10 protein-coding genes are annotated in these 14,302 nt (G+C 61.1%); 4 read left to right on the top strand and 6 right to left on the bottom strand.

Translation table 11 applies throughout. From position 1 onward, the window contains the following. Nucleotides 1-28 precede the first annotated feature (28 nt). Complete coding sequence (locus PL640_RS24855; protein ID WP_271363837.1) at nucleotides 29-814, top strand: TIM barrel protein; 786 nt, start codon at nucleotides 29-31, stop codon at nucleotides 812-814. Between the two features lie 205 nt (nucleotides 815-1,019). Further along, a complete protein-coding gene (locus PL640_RS24850) occupies nucleotides 1,020-2,066 on the top strand; it encodes a LacI family DNA-binding transcriptional regulator (RefSeq protein WP_271363834.1) in 1,047 nt (348 codons plus the stop codon). 231 nt (nucleotides 2,067-2,297) lie between these two features. Here PL640_RS24850 and PL640_RS24845 read toward each other — a convergent pair whose 3' ends face one another. The 6 genes from PL640_RS24845 to PL640_RS24820 form a co-directional block, all read right to left on the bottom strand. Next, nucleotides 2,298-3,347 (bottom strand): carbohydrate ABC transporter permease, encoded by a 1,050-nt coding sequence (locus PL640_RS24845; RefSeq protein WP_110759992.1) that lies wholly within the window; start codon nucleotides 3,345-3,347, stop codon nucleotides 2,298-2,300. 2 nt (nucleotides 3,348-3,349) lie between these two features. Then, nucleotides 3,350-4,345: a carbohydrate ABC transporter permease gene (locus PL640_RS24840; RefSeq protein WP_271363833.1), complete on the bottom strand. Its 996-nt coding sequence runs from the start codon at nucleotides 4,343-4,345 to the stop codon at nucleotides 3,350-3,352. A 1-nt stretch (nucleotide 4,346) separates the two neighbouring features. Continuing rightward, complete coding sequence (locus tag PL640_RS24835) at nucleotides 4,347-5,453, bottom strand: ABC transporter ATP-binding protein (RefSeq protein ID WP_271363832.1); 1,107 nt, start codon at nucleotides 5,451-5,453, stop codon at nucleotides 4,347-4,349. Further along, nucleotides 5,453-6,805 carry a polygalacturonase PglB gene (pglB, locus tag PL640_RS24830; protein WP_271363831.1) on the bottom strand — a complete coding sequence of 451 codons (1,353 nt, stop codon included), beginning with the start codon at nucleotides 6,803-6,805 and terminating at the stop codon, nucleotides 5,453-5,455. The genes PL640_RS24835 and pglB overlap by 1 nt, the downstream gene beginning before the upstream one ends. Beyond that, nucleotides 6,802-7,896, bottom strand: coding sequence for a beta-galactosidase BglB (gene bglB, locus PL640_RS24825; protein ID WP_271363830.1), 1,095 nt, complete (start codon nucleotides 7,894-7,896; stop codon nucleotides 6,802-6,804). Before bglB ends, pglB begins: the two co-directional genes overlap by 4 nt. Before the next feature lie 116 nt (nucleotides 7,897-8,012). Further along, a complete protein-coding gene (locus PL640_RS24820; protein ID WP_271363829.1) occupies nucleotides 8,013-10,535 on the bottom strand; it encodes a hypothetical protein in 2,523 nt (840 codons plus the stop codon). A 194-nt stretch (nucleotides 10,536-10,729) separates the two neighbouring features. On the opposite strand from PL640_RS24820, the gene PL640_RS24815 reads away from it, so the two are divergent. Further along, nucleotides 10,730-12,010, top strand: a complete 1,281-nt coding sequence (locus tag PL640_RS24815; protein WP_142841866.1) for an ABC transporter substrate-binding protein — start codon at nucleotides 10,730-10,732, stop codon at nucleotides 12,008-12,010. A 234-nt stretch (nucleotides 12,011-12,244) separates the two neighbouring features. Then, complete coding sequence (locus PL640_RS24810; protein WP_271363828.1) at nucleotides 12,245-14,227, top strand: phosphatase PAP2 family protein; 1,983 nt, start codon at nucleotides 12,245-12,247, stop codon at nucleotides 14,225-14,227. The last annotated feature ends 75 nt before the right edge of the window (nucleotides 14,228-14,302 follow it).

Genomic DNA, 14,302 nt, shown 5'->3' with positions numbered 1-14,302 from the left:
GTCCCGCCCTTTATCAGTGAGGTCTTTCATGCGTTTTGCCATCAACCACATCACCGCGCCGAAGCTTTCCCTTGAGGCGTTCTTCGCAACCGCCCGTGAACTCGGCCTCACCGAAGTCGAAATCCGCAACGACCTGCCAGACATCGTCGGCACGGTGGATCCGGCTGAGGTAAAAGCGGCAGCCGAAAAGGCCGGCGTGACGATCATCTCGATCAATGCGCTTTATCCCTTCAACGTCTGGTCGGGCGACCTGCCTGCGCGGGCCGTCGCGATGGCTGATTATGCCGCGGCGAGCGGTGCGAAGGCGCTGGTCATGTGCCCGCTCAATGACGGCACGGCGGTGTCCTTTGACGATCTCGTCACGGCGCTGAAGGCCATGAAACCGATCCTCGAGGAACGCGGCCTGACAGGCCTTGTCGAGCCGCTCGGCTTCCCGGTCTCGTCGCTGCGCACCAAGGCCGAAGCGATCAAGGCCATCGACGCGGCTGGCGGCGGCGATGTCTACAGGCTGGTGCACGACACCTTCCATCATCACCTTGCGGGCGAGACCGAATTCTTCCCTGAGCGAACGGGACTGGTCCACATTTCCGGCGTGATCGATCCCGCCGTCTCCGCCGCCGACATGCTCGACGCCCACCGCGTTCTGGTGGATGGTGGCGACCGGCTCGAGAATATCGCCCAGATCAGGACGCTCGAGGCGGCCGGTTACAAGGGACCTTACAGCTTCGAACCCTTCGCGACGGAAGTGCACGAACTGAAAGACCCCGCCGCTGCCGTAAAGAGCAGCATCAACCATATCTCCCAGGCGCTCTGACCGCCTTGCCGCCCGTGGTTCGCCGCGGGCGGCGCTTTATGGGCGGGATAAAAACCAAGAGAAATCAATTCCGCATTTACGGATGATGCTGTAGTCTTCCGCAGATTAGAGAGCAGCAAACAGGCACGGGTATTCTTCAGATCGACTGCGTAAGGCAGGCTTTCTGCCCGCACCGTCCGAAGAAGAGTGGTTGAATTTCCCCTTTATGAAAATAGACAGGAAAACGACGCTTAAGGACGTGGCGCGCGAGGCGAATGTTTCGCTGAGTACCGCTTCGCATGCTCTCAATGGCACCGCACCCTTGACCGCACAGGTTCGCGAGCGGGTGCTGGAGGCAGCTCGTACGCTTGGTTATCTCGAAAACCGCCGGCAGAAAGCGACCATCGCCACCCTGCGTGTTGTGCTGCTCGCCATGACAAATGACGCCGCGCCGCAGAGCGACCTCAACATGGTCAGCTGGACGATGCTGAACGGCTTCAGGCGCGAATGCGAGAAGCGCGGCATTCGCATCGTTCCTTTTGTCAGCACAACGAGCCGGCTCGATCCCGTTACCGTCGCGGAGGCTGCCGATGCCGACAATGTCGATGGCATTGTGGTTCTCAATGATGACAGGTCGCAACTGGTCGAGGCGCTGTCCGCGCTTGGCAGGCCGGTGGTGCTGATCAATGGCGAGGACCCGGCCATGATCGTTGATACGGTGACGGCCGAAAACCGTTTTGGCGCCCGTCTCGGTATCGAGCATCTGCTGTCGCTCGGGCACCGCAATATCCTGCATATCACCTGGAAGGGGCGCACGACGATCCGCCGCCGTTATGATGGTTATAGCGACGCTTTTCTGGCGGCTGGCCTGACAGTTCCGGCCGATATGGTCATCGAGGTGGAAAGCTACGAGCCGGAATGGGGCGAGATCGCCATTCGCCGCCTGCTGGCCGAGGAATACCCGCTCAGAAACGCTACCGCCATTTTCTGCGCCGCTGACAATCTGGCGCTCGGCTGCCTGAAGGCGCTGACGGAAGCCGGTATCCGGGTTCCCGACGATGTCTCGGTGCTGGGTTTTGACGATATCATGCCGGCTGCCTTCAGCGCGCCGCCGCTTAGCACCATTCAATTGCCGGCTGACAGGCTGGGCGGCGCCGCCCTTTCGCTGCTGGAGCAGCGGCTTGTGGCGGCCGATCCGACCAGGCCGGCGCACCGGCTGGAACTTGGTTGTCGCCTCGTGCTGAGGGGCAGCATCGCGCCGCCACCGAAGTAGGGCGGTGGCCGCTCTTGCTGATAGATATATGTGTTTGGGACGGTCATCCGTCATTCCGGCCTTGAGCCGGAATCCAGTCAGCCCAAGTCCTTGGGCTGAAAAGGCTCCTTTCGCCGCGCAGACGCGCGTCGGCTGGATACCGGCTCAAGGCCGGTATGACGGAGGGGATGGGCCTGCGTCATCCGAATTGCCGACGGGGCTGCGGTTTCACCGCAAGCCGTATTGCTCCTTTTACTTCATCCCCGTGCCGGCAATTCCAGTGGTGATGTAACGCTGCAGGAACAGGAACACGACGGTAACAGGTGCAAGGCTGAGGAAGGTCATGGCGAGAATATAGTGCCATTGCACCGAGAACTCGCCCTGGAAGGCGTTCAGCCCCACCTGCAGCGTGAAGTTCTCGCGGCTGCTGAGGACGATTAGCGGCCAGAGGAAGTCGTTCCAGCGCCACAGAACCGAGAAGATGGCGAGAACCGCAAGTGCCGGGGCCGTCAGCGGCAGGATGATGCGCCAGAAGATACGAAATTCGCTGGCGGCATCGACGCGGGCCGCCTCGATCAGCTCATCGGGAATGGTCAGCATATATTGCCGCAGCAGGAACACGCCGGTTGGTGTGGCGACGGTGGGGATGATGACGCCCCAGAGATTGTCGACCAGGCCGACCCCGACGATGACGAGATAGGCCGGCACCATGACGACGGTGAGCGGGATCATCAGGGTGGAGATGATCAGCACGAAGATCGCCTTCTCCCCACGGAAGCGGTATTTGGAGAGGGCGAAGGCCGCCATGGCATTGACGATCAGCGTCAGGATGGTTGCGACGAAGGTGACGAAGACCGAGTTCTTGAGGAAGGTCAGGAAGCTGAACCGGGTCAGCGGATCGGTGAAGTTCTCCGTCGCGATGGTCAGCTTCTGGACGGGCGTGATTTCCCGAGTATCGACGCTGACGGGCGGGCCGGGATTGGCCGGATCGACCATCTGGGCTTTGAGGCCAACGCGGCGGACCATGGCCATTTCCCGCTCCACGCCATCGATGGTGGCTTTCCACAGGCTGAGCTGTTTGTCGTAACCTGGCACCTCCACCTGCACGGCAGCGCGCGGCAGAAGGCTTGGCGGAAACCGGGTGATTTCGGCTTCCGGTTTCAGCGAAGACATGGCGGCCCATACGACCGGGATGAGGACGGCGAGCGTGCCGCCAATGAGCCAGACCCACGACAGGATATCGGTAAGGCCGATCCGGCCGGGGCGGCGGGTGCGCGTGAGGAAGGAGACGGCGTTGGACATGGTCAGGACTCCATCTTTTTGCCGAGGCGCAGCTGCACGAGGGTGAGTGCGAGAAGCACAAGGCCCATCAGAACCGATGCGGCGGATGCAAGGCCGAACAGCCTCAGATCGCTGCCGAAGGCCATCTGGTAGATATATTGCACCACGAATGTATTGGCCGTGCCCGGCCCGCCGCCATTGGTAAGAACCCAAGCTTCATCAAAGATTTGCACCGATCTGATCATCAGCAGGATGAGCACGACGAGCAGGTTGGGGCCGAGAAGCGGCAGGGTGATGCGGAAAAGCGTGCGCCGGGGTGAGGCGGCGTCGATGGCGGCGGCTTCATAGAGGTCCTTCGGGATGGCCTGAAGGCCGGCCAGCAGGATCAGCGTATAAAAGCCCATATGGAACCAGACCGAGACCACCACGACGAAGAAACGCGACCAGCCGACATCCAGCAGGAAGATTTCCGGCGGCACGCCGAGCATCTGGAAAAAGGCGTTCAGCAGGCCGTTGCGGTCTAGGAACCATTTCCAGATAAGGCCGATGACGACTGGCGACAGCAGGACCGGATAAAAGAACATGGCGCGGAAGAAACCGCGCGCGGCAATCGCCCGGTTGAGGATGAGGGCGGTGATGAGCGCGACCAGCAGCGTGGCGACGACATTGAAGCCGACGAACCACAGCGTGTTCCAGATCGCCGTCCAGAACAGCGATTCCCGGCAGCTTCCGGGGTCCATATAGCTCTGGCAATCCAGCAGCTTGCCGAAATTTTCGAGCCCGACAAAGGGGCGGTCGCTGATCAGGAGTTCGGTGCCGCCGGTGAAGGCGTAACCGACGGCAATCGCAATCGGCAGGAAGGTGAAGATGCCGAACAGGACGAGGTTCGGCATCAGGAAAATATACGGCATGCGCCTTTTGCCGATCACCCGCTCGATGAAGTTGAGCGGTACTTCGGCGATCGCCATCACGGCGTCGAGCGCCCGGTCGGACAGTCTGGAAAGCTTCGGGTTGGCCATGCTACCCTCTCCCCTGGCTGTTGAGACGCGGTAGTGCCAGTTCCGTTACGGGATCAAAGACATGCACCCTTTCACGCGCCGGCATGATCTTCAGCACCGAGCCTGAAGCCGGCGCAAAATGGCCGGCCTGATGCACGATGATCTGCTCTTTCTGGCCCTGAAGATTGCCGTAGAGATAGGTCTCGGTGCCGAGGCTTTCGTGGTACTGCACCTCGAAGGGCAGGCCGGCATTGTCGGTGATGGTGAAATGCGAAGGGCGTATGCCCGCCAGAACGGCCTGTCCGGGAGACACCTCACCCGGTTCGACGAGGCAGGGCAGGGATACGCCGTATCCGGGGTCGATGGCGATGTTGCCGTCGCTGTCCCTGGTAATTGTACCCTTGAGAATATTCATGCGCGGCGAACCGAGGAAACCGGCAACGAAGAGGTTGCGCGGATTGTCGAAAAGCTGGAGCGGGCTGCCCACCTGCTCGATGCGCCCGGCGCGCAACACCACGATCTTGTCGGCCATGGTCATGGCTTCCACCTGATCATGGGTGACATAGATCATCGTCGTCTTGATATCGCGGTGCAGGCGGGTGATTTCGGCACGCGTCTGCACGCGCAGGGCCGCATCGAGGTTCGACAGCGGCTCGTCGAACAGGAAGATGTCAGGCTCGCGCACGATGGCGCGGCCAATGGCGACGCGCTGGCGCTGGCCGCCGGAAAGCTGCTTCGGCTTGCGGTCGAGATAGGGCTCGATGGCGAGCATCCGCGCCGCCTCGTTGATGCGGCTTTCGATTTCCGCCCGCTTGAAACGCAGGTTTTCCAGGCCGAAGGCAAGGTTCTTGCGCACGCTCATATGCGGATAAAGCGCATAGGACTGGAACACCATGGCGATCTTGCGCTCGGCCGGCGACAGGGCGCTGACATCGCGCCCGCCAATGCCGATGGTGCCTGACGTGACATCCTCAAGGCCGGCGATGATGCGCAGCAGTGTCGATTTTCCGCAGCCCGAGGGGCCGACGAAAACGACGAACTCGCCGTTTTCGATCTGAAGATCGATATCATGCAGCACATGAACGGCACCGAATGCCTTGTTGAGATTTTCTAGTTTCAGACTTCCCATCACCTGCTCCCTTCGGACAAGTTCGTCATCGCGACGATCTCTTGTTTATTCCAGCCCTCGGGCAAGGGCGTCGTTCTTTTAATGGCGACATCGCGTGCCGCAAATCCTTCCACGCCGGCAAGATAGACCGCCGGCATTCCACCGGGATAATCTTCCAGACCGACGATCCTGCCTTCGGCATCCCGCGTCCATGCATTGGCGCGGCCTGCCGCATCGGGGCTTGGGGCAATATCGGCATTGGTGGGGCGCAGATCATATTGCAGACCGGTGCCCAGCTTGCCGGGCTGCTGCGACAGCGTGATGCGCTCCAGCCTGACATTGTGGATGCCGGCTTTCGACGTGGCGACGAGATTGATTGCGCCTTCCATGGAGCCGCTCAGATCTTCCACGACCAGATTGTCGACGCTGCCGGCCTGACGCTCGGGGCGGCGGTCGACGACGGTGACGGTCACAGCCTCGCCGGAGCCCCAGAAGCCGCCCGGCGTTTCGTGGCACTCGGCCTCGATCCGTGAAAAGCGGATATTACGCATGGCGCCGCCATCGCGGGAGAAAAGGCCGATGCCGCGATTGGACTCGACGATTTTGCAATCCTCGAACACGACATTGGTGAAATCGCCAAAGGATTCCGTGCCAAGCTTCAGGGCGCAGCTGACGCTGGAAACGGTGCAGCGGCGAACCGTGATGTCATCGCAGGCACCGACCGCCTTGCCGTCCGGCCTAGCGCTGGTCTTCAGGCAGATGCCGTCATCGGCAGTCGAGATAAAGCAATCCTCGATCAGCGCGCGCCGGCAGGCATCCAGCACGATGCCATCCGTATTGGGCAGGCGGCGGTCGTTTTCGATGCGGAGATTGCGAAAATTGAGATCGTCGCAATCGACCATATGCAGCGTCCACATCGGCGAGCCGCTGACGAAGAGGTTTTCAAGGCGCACGTTGCGGCAGGCTTCCAGCACCATCACGCGTGGACGCCGTGCCGCCGGGATATAGGTTCCCATAGCCTCGTCATCGCCGGTGATGAAGTGCTCGCCGCCGGCCTCGATGCGGCCGGGGCCGGTGACGGCGATGTCGCTTGCGCCCCGGGCAATGATCATGCCGCGATTGGATGCCTCGGCGATCACCGAAACTGTTGTATGGGCATATGCCTCATAGTCTGAAATGGGGGCGAGCACCGCACCTTCGGCAAGGTGCAGCTCCACGCCGTTCTTGAGCTGCAGGCCGCCACTGACATGGCGACCGGCCGAAAGCGACACGCGACCGCCGCCCGTTGCCGAGACCGTATCGATCGCCCGCTGGATGTCGGCCGTGGCATCACGGCCATCGGCCGTGATGATGATGTCTGATTGCGCGCTCATGATACCTGCGGCCTTTTCAGGAACACGTCGATCAGCAGCAGCATCGTCAGCGCCTGCCCGTAGGGTGTCGGCAGATTGGGAATGCGGCGGTAGAAATCGAGATCATGGCCCATGGGGGTACCATCGGAGACGCCGTGAACAACGCCTTCGTCATCGATATTGCCGAGCACCGCCTTCAACGCCCGTTCCGCATGCGGCCGGTTCTCTTCTCCGAGAATGCCGGCTTCGATGCCACGCAGAATGCCATAGGCGATGCCGGCTGTCGCCGATGTCTCGACCGGCGAGGTCGGGTCATCGAGCAGCGTGTGGAACATGCCGTCTTCGCGCTGATACTGCCGCAGCGACCGCACCTGGCTTGAAAGCACATTGGCGAGGAAACGCCTGTCCTTTCCGGCAAGTGTCGGCACCAGTTCGAAAAGTTCGGGAATGGCAACCGTTATCCAGGAATTGCCGCGCGCCCAGAAGGCATGAGCGAAATTGTGACGGCCGTTGAAGGTCCAGCCGTGATACCAGAGCCCGGTGACGGGGTCCGAGAGATAACGCGTATGGACCATGAACTGGTAGACCGCCTCGTCGATCCAGTCCTGACGTTTGCAGACGACGCCGGCGCGGGCGAGGAACAGACATGCCATGAACAGCGTGTCGTCCCAGAGTTCTCCCTCATTCAGCCGCTCCTTGACGACGTGCTGGAAGCCGCCATCTTCGGTTTTCGGCAATTGATGCACCAGCCAGTCGGCCCAGTCTTCCACCAGCGCCCGGAAATCCGGCCGGTCGACATGTTCCGTTAGGATGACAAGCGGCAGCATCGGCGCGGAGCTGTTGATCTGGCGCGGCGGCAGGCCGCGCTCGATCTGCCAGCCATACCACGTCACGAGGTCGTCAAGCGCCTTGCGATCGTCGGCGGCGAGCGCCCGGCGCAGGAAGCCGTAAAGGCCGACACCCACTTCCCAGTCCCATTCATCGAACTGGATCTTGCCATCGGAACTGCTGCTCGCCAGACCTTCCTGAATGCCCTTGAGGCGGCTGAAGGCGGCGGCGACATTGTCGATCGTCGTCCTGAGAGTGTCTTTTTCCATGCTTGGCTGGTTCATCTGTCAATTCCGCTAGGAGCATTTCCAGTAAAAGCGGGGATCGCTTTTACGTCCGGACAATGCGTTAAAACAAAGAGTTAGAGCGTTTTCGCGTTTCGCAGAAAAGCGGAAAGGCTCTAGGAGTAGAATGGTCGTGCCGCGCCGCCCGATGCGGGATCGGCACTGTCGAAGGTGATTTCGGGTTGGGGCTGATCATGGTCGAAGGCCATGGCCTGCCCGCCGATGGTGAATGTGCCGTCCCAGGTGAGGGTGAGATCGGGTCCGCCTGACGGCGTGACCGAGAGCAGACGGTTTTCGGCATCGAAGGTCACCCGCGTGGCGAGGATTTTTTCCCGAAAACGCGCAAACTCCGCGACATCCCCGCAGCCGATGATGCCGACCCAGCCGGCGCGGCGGCCGGGTGATCTGATCTCGCGGTCGGCGGTGGCGCCTGCGGTGATGGGTTGAAGCCCGTTCGTTGCATAAAGCGCGGCAAAGCCGCGGCCCGAGCGGGTGATGAGCCAGTTGCCCTCCACCAGAACCTCGTCCAGCCCGTCGCGGCCGAGATAGGCATGGGTCCAGTCATTGCGGTGATCGTGCGTATCGAAGATCATCATCGCCAGATCGCGATGCTGCGCCACGCGCGGCAGGATGCCGCTGCCCGCCCAATAGGAGGGGCGTTGCGTGCCCCACGGATCATCTTCGCCCGGATGGTTGACCCAGAGCCGCGCCATCGGATGGCCGGCGAGTTTGATATCCATGACGTGTTGCTGATGGCCCTTGCGGCCGGTCTTGTGGTCGACCACGGTGGAAAGCTGGGCGGCCTCGTTCTTGAACAGCACGAGCTTGCCGGGCTCCAGCCCCTGCGCGTAACGTGCCTCGACCATGCGGCCGCCCTCAAGCTGGGAAAGGGCGGCAAGATGTGCCGGTGGCAGGTAATCGCCGCAGCAGAACATCGGCAGAGAGGCGACGCCGTTGTTGAGCCAGCCTTGGCCGAAGGCGACCTCGGCGAAGGGTGCCAGTTCCGTTAGCGGCCCGGCGCGCAGCTCCTTGTCATAGGCTCTGCCTTGCGAACCGGAGGGGACGCCGCCGAGCGTGTGCAGCGCGATCATTTCGAAGATGAGATCGAGCTGGTAGCGGGCGCGTGCTGCAAGCTCCGGTCCGGCCCAATGTTCGATGGCGAGAAGGCCGATGAAATCCACGGGATAATAGGCTGCTGAATTCCATTCGGCGAGGCCGTGCGCCTCGACGCTGTCGAACCAGCGCTCCAGCCGGTCGGCGGCGAGCGCGGCCTGCTCTCTGCCGGTGCGGCCGGAGGCGGTGAAGACGGCGTCGGGCAGATAGTGTCCGGCGAGCAGCTGGCTGGTGTGGAAGCAGAGAACATGGTTCTCGCTCCAGAACCACATGACGTCGTTACCCGGCTCGTCCACCCAGTAGCGATAGCCAAGGATCGAAGCGTCGATCCGCGCTCGCATTTCGGCCGGCAGGCGGTCACTATGGGCGCGCACCAGCCAGAGCAGCGGGATCATGATGAAATCGGAGCAGTCCTCGCGCCGGTCGATGGAGCGTAGCGTCGCATCGACAATGCCGCCGATGGTCTTGAAGTCATCGCTGCCGGTGGCGACCATTGCCAGCGCCCGGCCGATGCGCCGGGCGCCGAAACGGGCGCTGAAGGAGAGGGCGGCCTTTTTTCGCCCGTTGATATCGGGATTGGAGGTTTCCGGCGCTATATCATGCATGAAGGCTGCGTCGATGACGCGGGTGACCGTTCCCGCGCCCGAGCCCATGGTGATCCTGACGCCGTGATATCCGTCCGAAATGCCCGTCGTCTCGGGTATTGTCAGCGTGGATTGCCCGGCCTTCAGCACGGTATCCACTTCCGCCAGTGCCGCGCGCTCGTGCCCATGGCTTTTCACCGCGATGTGTACGGGCAGGTCGCTTGCAGGGGCTGCTCCGAAAACCAGTTCGAGAGCGGTGCCGCAAAACACGTCGCGTGCCGGGCGAACATCCCGCACCAGCGCGGCAAGGCGCTTCGTTTCCTCGTGGTCGAGCGGCACGGGCAACACGACTGTCAGCGGCGTCGGATCGATAACCTCAAGCTCGAAGAACCAGATGATGTCGCGTTCCGCCAGATCCTCGCAGAGCAGCAGCACCTCGTTGTCGCCGGCCGCAAGGTCGAGCGTCACATCGCTGTTGGTTTCGACATTGCGGATGAAGGGCTCGAAACGCACCTGTTCAGCGCCGTTCACCCAGATACGGACGCCGCCGCAGGTGCCCAGCCGGAAATGCGCTTTTCTGGCAGCATCGCTGCGGAACGTGCCCTTCAGCCAGCGCTGCACATGGGTGGGAACATGCCAGAAGCCGGTAAATTCGACGCGGCGGTTGGAACCCGGCAGGTTGAGGTGAGACACCGCAAAGCCAGTCTCGGGCGCGATGTCGCGGCCGATCATGGTCTGCTGGAAGGCTTTGCGGCAGGGAAGGTCGCCGACATCGACGAAACCATTGATGAAACGGTAATTGACCCGGTCTTCCGCCGGTGCGGGTGTGCCCGGAAACGATGTCTCCACCGGATCCGAGACGATCCAGGCCGTTACCGTCTCGCCGTCGGCGACGGTATATGTGGGCTGCGACGCATCCGTCGCCAAAGGTCCATCCGTCATAATGGATCGCCTCCCTTCGATCTTTATGAAATTATTTTCACAATCCGATTTTCGCTTTTTCGCGTCGATTTGTGCGATTTATGTAAAACAAACAGCTTGACGTTTATTCTGTCAAGCCGCAAAACAGGATAAATCGAATTAAGCAGAGGAGCCTCTATTCGATTTGTGAAAATATTTTCATTGGGAGGATGAGCATGATGAAATTGTTTTCGGGCGTCAGCGCCCTTGTAATTGCCTCCGTCGCCGGTCTTGCAGCCGCGCAGGCCGAGACCCGCACGATTACTTTCCTTTTTACGGATGACGACCAGGGTTACGTGCAGCGCATGGCCGACCTCAGCAAGGAGTTCGAAACGGCCAATCCGGGCGTGAAGATCAACTTCGTGTCTTCGGGTTACGACGCCGTTTCCAAGCAGCTGCCGGTACAGCTGGCGGTCGGCGAAGGCCCTGACATTGCCAAGATCACCGACTGGCAGCTTGCCCCCTATTATCTCGACATGCGGCCTTACATGAAAGATGCGGAGGCCTTCGCGAAGCTGCATGGTTCGAGCCTCAACCAGCTTCGCTTGCCCAACGTCAACGATCCGCAGTCGATCAACGGTTACATGGCGTCGCAGACGCTGAACCTGCCCTTCGTCAACAAGACGCTGTTCGAGCAGGCGGGTGAGCCCTTGCCCGGCCCCACCGCGAAATTCAGCGAGATCGTCGAGGCTTCCGCCCGTGTTGCTAAGGCGACCGGCGTGCAGATCCCCTTCACCATGGACCGTTCCGGCCACCGCTTCTCCGGCGGCGCTTTCGCTTACGGTTCGAGCTATGTGAAGGACGGCAAGTTCAGCTTCCCGGATGATGCGGCGAAAAAATACATCGCCGATATCTATTCATGGACGCAGAATGGCAGTTTCCCCAAGGAAATGTGGGGTGCTGCCGGCGGTTCGCAGTACAAGAACATGGGTGACGAATTCGTCAACGGCAATGTCGTGACCTATCTGGCCGGCAACTGGATGGTAAACCCGTTCCAGAACAAGATCGGCGACGCCTTCGAATGGACGGCGATCAATGCGCCCTGCGGCGATGCCGGATGCTACGCCATGCCCGGCGGCACCGCGATTGTCGGCTTCAAGCGTACCAAATATCCTGAAGATGTCGCTCATTTCGTCGAATTCCTCGGCTCCGAGAAGGTGCAGCGGGAAATCGCCGAGAACTATGTCGTCCTGACCGGCGCTGAAATCGTCGATCCGCAATACAAGCTGAAGAGCGAAGATGCCAAGGCGGCGATGAAGGTCTTCCTCGACAACAAGAAGAACGTGCCGCAGGCGGCCCGCGATTTCGAGCGCGCCAAGGGCGGCAGCGCCATGTATCAGCAGATCGTCCAGCGCATGAGCCAGCTGATCGTCGGCGAGTTGACGCTTGACCAGACCTATAAGGTGCTGGCTGACGATGTTGCCAAGATCAACGAGGCCGTTGCGGTCAAGAAGTAACTGGCCCAGCATCCGGCTTTGCCGGAGTAACGAAGCCATTGAACCCTATGCCCGGAGCCGGTCTTCGGGCATATCTCTCCGCTTTTTCCGGGCGGATAGTGCCGCATATGCTGTCTCGATCAGCACCATCGAAAAACTGAAATACGCTCCGTTTAAACCTGATGACGAGGCGCGCGGGAGACCGTGCCGCCTGTTTTCGTCACGCGTCACTCGCTGCAAATCATAGGATTCGTCATGGCCAAACTGAAGATGTCGTCTTTTCCGTCCGCACGCGCAACCCTGCTTGCCTCCGTCGCATTGCTGGTTTTCGTGCCGAGCGCGCAGGGGTTCGAGGCCAGCGGGCCGGCAGGTCAGGGTTATGCCATCACGGTGCCGGAGCCTGCCGCGACCTATCCGCTGCCGCTTGCCGACAATTATCGCAACCAGACCGGCAAGAATGAAAAGGGCGAGGATGTCCGCGTCTATGACGACCGGGACAACCCGATCATCGAAATCCTCTCGGGTTTCAACCGCATCTGGACGCTCGGCGATGAAAAATGGGCGGATGGCGGCGCCAATGGCGACGGCCCATCGGATTTCAGCCATGTGAAGATCGTCGATCCCGCCGTCTGGCAGGAAAACATGCGTTACGTACTGTCCGTGACCGGTGAAAACCGCACCCGCGCTGCGGCTTTCGAAGCCTATATGAATGATCGCCGTTCACAGGGTTACAGCGTTATCGACGGCATGGGCCCGCTCGCCGACTGGTATCGCGAAGGCGCAGGCGCGACGACGACGATCAATCATACGCTTTCGGATTTCGATCCGAACGAGGTGATCACCCGCAAGGAGGACGACAAGGGCACCGAGGCGGGTGCGGCCGATAGCGAGCTGAAGGATTTCGTCGCTTTCATGAAGGTGATCCGTGGCCCGGAAGGCACGACATCGCCGGCGAAATATTTCTATTCCACACCGCGGCCCTGGCGCATGAATGACAGGGGCGAGGTGATCGAAACCGGCAAGGAAACGATCGGTGACCGTTCATTCGAAAGCTATGATAGCGACCCTGATATCATCGTGCCGGCGCTGAAATATGCGCGGGAAAATCGCGGCCGTGCCAAGGATGGCGGTTTTCCGAGCGGGCACACCAACGCTGCCTATCTGGCCGCCATCGCTTATGCCTATGCCGTGCCGGAGCGTTTTACCGAATTGCTGACGGCGGCTTCCGAACTTGGTGAAAGCCGCATCGTCGCCGGTATGCATTCGCCGCTCGACGTGATCGGCGGCCGCATCACCGCAACCGCCATGGCCGCCGCCATGTTGCAGGACCCGAAAAATGCCGAGGTGAAGAAGGCCGCGCATGAGACCTTGCAGGCCTATTTCGCCAAACGTCTGCCGCAGGGTCAGTCGCTCATCGATTTTGCCCATGGCGCAAAGCCGGATGTTGACCGGTTCGCGGATGCGGCGGCAAACGCGGCGGATTATCGCAGGCGCATGACCTTTTCCTTCAGCCGCGACAAAGCCGTGGGTGACGCGCCGATGAGGGTGCCGAAAGGGGCCGAGGTTCTGCTGGAAACGCGCCTGCCTTATCTTGATGCCGCAGAGCGGCGCGCCGTTCTGTTCTCCACCGGCATCGAGGCGGGTTATCCGCTGCTCGATGACAGCAATGGGTGGGGTCGCATCAATCTGGTGGCCGCCGCCGGTGGTTACGGTGCGTTTGATGGCGATGTCGAAGTCACGATGGATGCCGCCGCCGGCGGCTTCAACGCGGCAGACCGATGGACGAACGATATTGCCGGGGCAGGGCGTCTCGTCAAATCCGGTAGCGGAGCGCTGACGCTCAGCGGTAATAACAGCTATGGTGGCGGCACCATTTTAAAGGATGGCGCACTGATAGTCTCGTCTGTCGATGCGCTTGGAACCGGCGGTGTGCTGGTCAGCGGCGGCACGCTTTCGCTCAAGGCAGGCAAGGATGTCGCCATCGGCGGTGATTATGCGCAGTCGGGCGGCATATTGGCGCTGGATCCGCAAAAGGCTGCTCTGCGCGTTAAAGGGAATGTGGTGCTGGACGGTGCGACGCTAAAGCTTGCTTTCGATGGTGGCGCACCGGCTGCCGGCACGCGCCTCGATGTGATCGCCGCCAATGGTCTGACCGGGACATTCGCCACGATCGATGCGGGCAATGTGAAAGTACGACCGGTCTATACCGGCTCGGCACTGTCCGTGGTGGTCGAATAGGCGATGATGCAATGATAGAGGCTGCCGCAACCCTCCGGTTACGGCGGCCCCAAAAAATCTGCGGGGAACCGCAGG

It is taken from the genome of Agrobacterium sp. ST15.16.024, from assembly GCF_027956545.1.
GTDB classification, from domain to species: Bacteria; Pseudomonadota; Alphaproteobacteria; order Rhizobiales; family Rhizobiaceae; genus Agrobacterium; species Agrobacterium cucumeris.
Note: the sequence above shows the minus strand (reverse complement) of the source record. Positions and strands in the feature narration are given on the sequence as shown.

Excerpts from the sequence above, each read along its gene's own strand:
- PL640_RS24855 (WP_271363837.1), top strand. The coding sequence starts at position 29 with ATGCGTTTTGCCATCAACCACATCACCGCGCCGAAGCTTTCCCTTGAG.
- PL640_RS24850 (WP_271363834.1), top strand. The coding sequence starts at position 1,020 with ATGAAAATAGACAGGAAAACGACGCTTAAGGACGTGGCGCGCGAGGCG.
- PL640_RS24845 (WP_110759992.1), bottom strand. The coding sequence starts at position 3,347 with ATGTCCAACGCCGTCTCCTTCCTCACGCGCACCCGCCGCCCCGGCCGG.
- PL640_RS24840 (WP_271363833.1), bottom strand. The coding sequence starts at position 4,345 with ATGGCCAACCCGAAGCTTTCCAGACTGTCCGACCGGGCGCTCGACGCC.
- PL640_RS24835 (WP_271363832.1), bottom strand. The coding sequence starts at position 5,453 with ATGGGAAGTCTGAAACTAGAAAATCTCAACAAGGCATTCGGTGCCGTT.
- pglB (WP_271363831.1), bottom strand. The coding sequence starts at position 6,805 with ATGAGCGCGCAATCAGACATCATCATCACGGCCGATGGCCGTGATGCC.
- bglB (WP_271363830.1), bottom strand. The coding sequence starts at position 7,896 with ATGAACCAGCCAAGCATGGAAAAAGACACTCTCAGGACGACGATCGAC.
- PL640_RS24820 (WP_271363829.1), bottom strand. The coding sequence starts at position 10,535 with ATGACGGATGGACCTTTGGCGACGGATGCGTCGCAGCCCACATATACC.
- PL640_RS24815 (WP_142841866.1), top strand. The coding sequence starts at position 10,730 with ATGATGAAATTGTTTTCGGGCGTCAGCGCCCTTGTAATTGCCTCCGTC.
- PL640_RS24810 (WP_271363828.1), top strand. The coding sequence starts at position 12,245 with ATGGCCAAACTGAAGATGTCGTCTTTTCCGTCCGCACGCGCAACCCTG.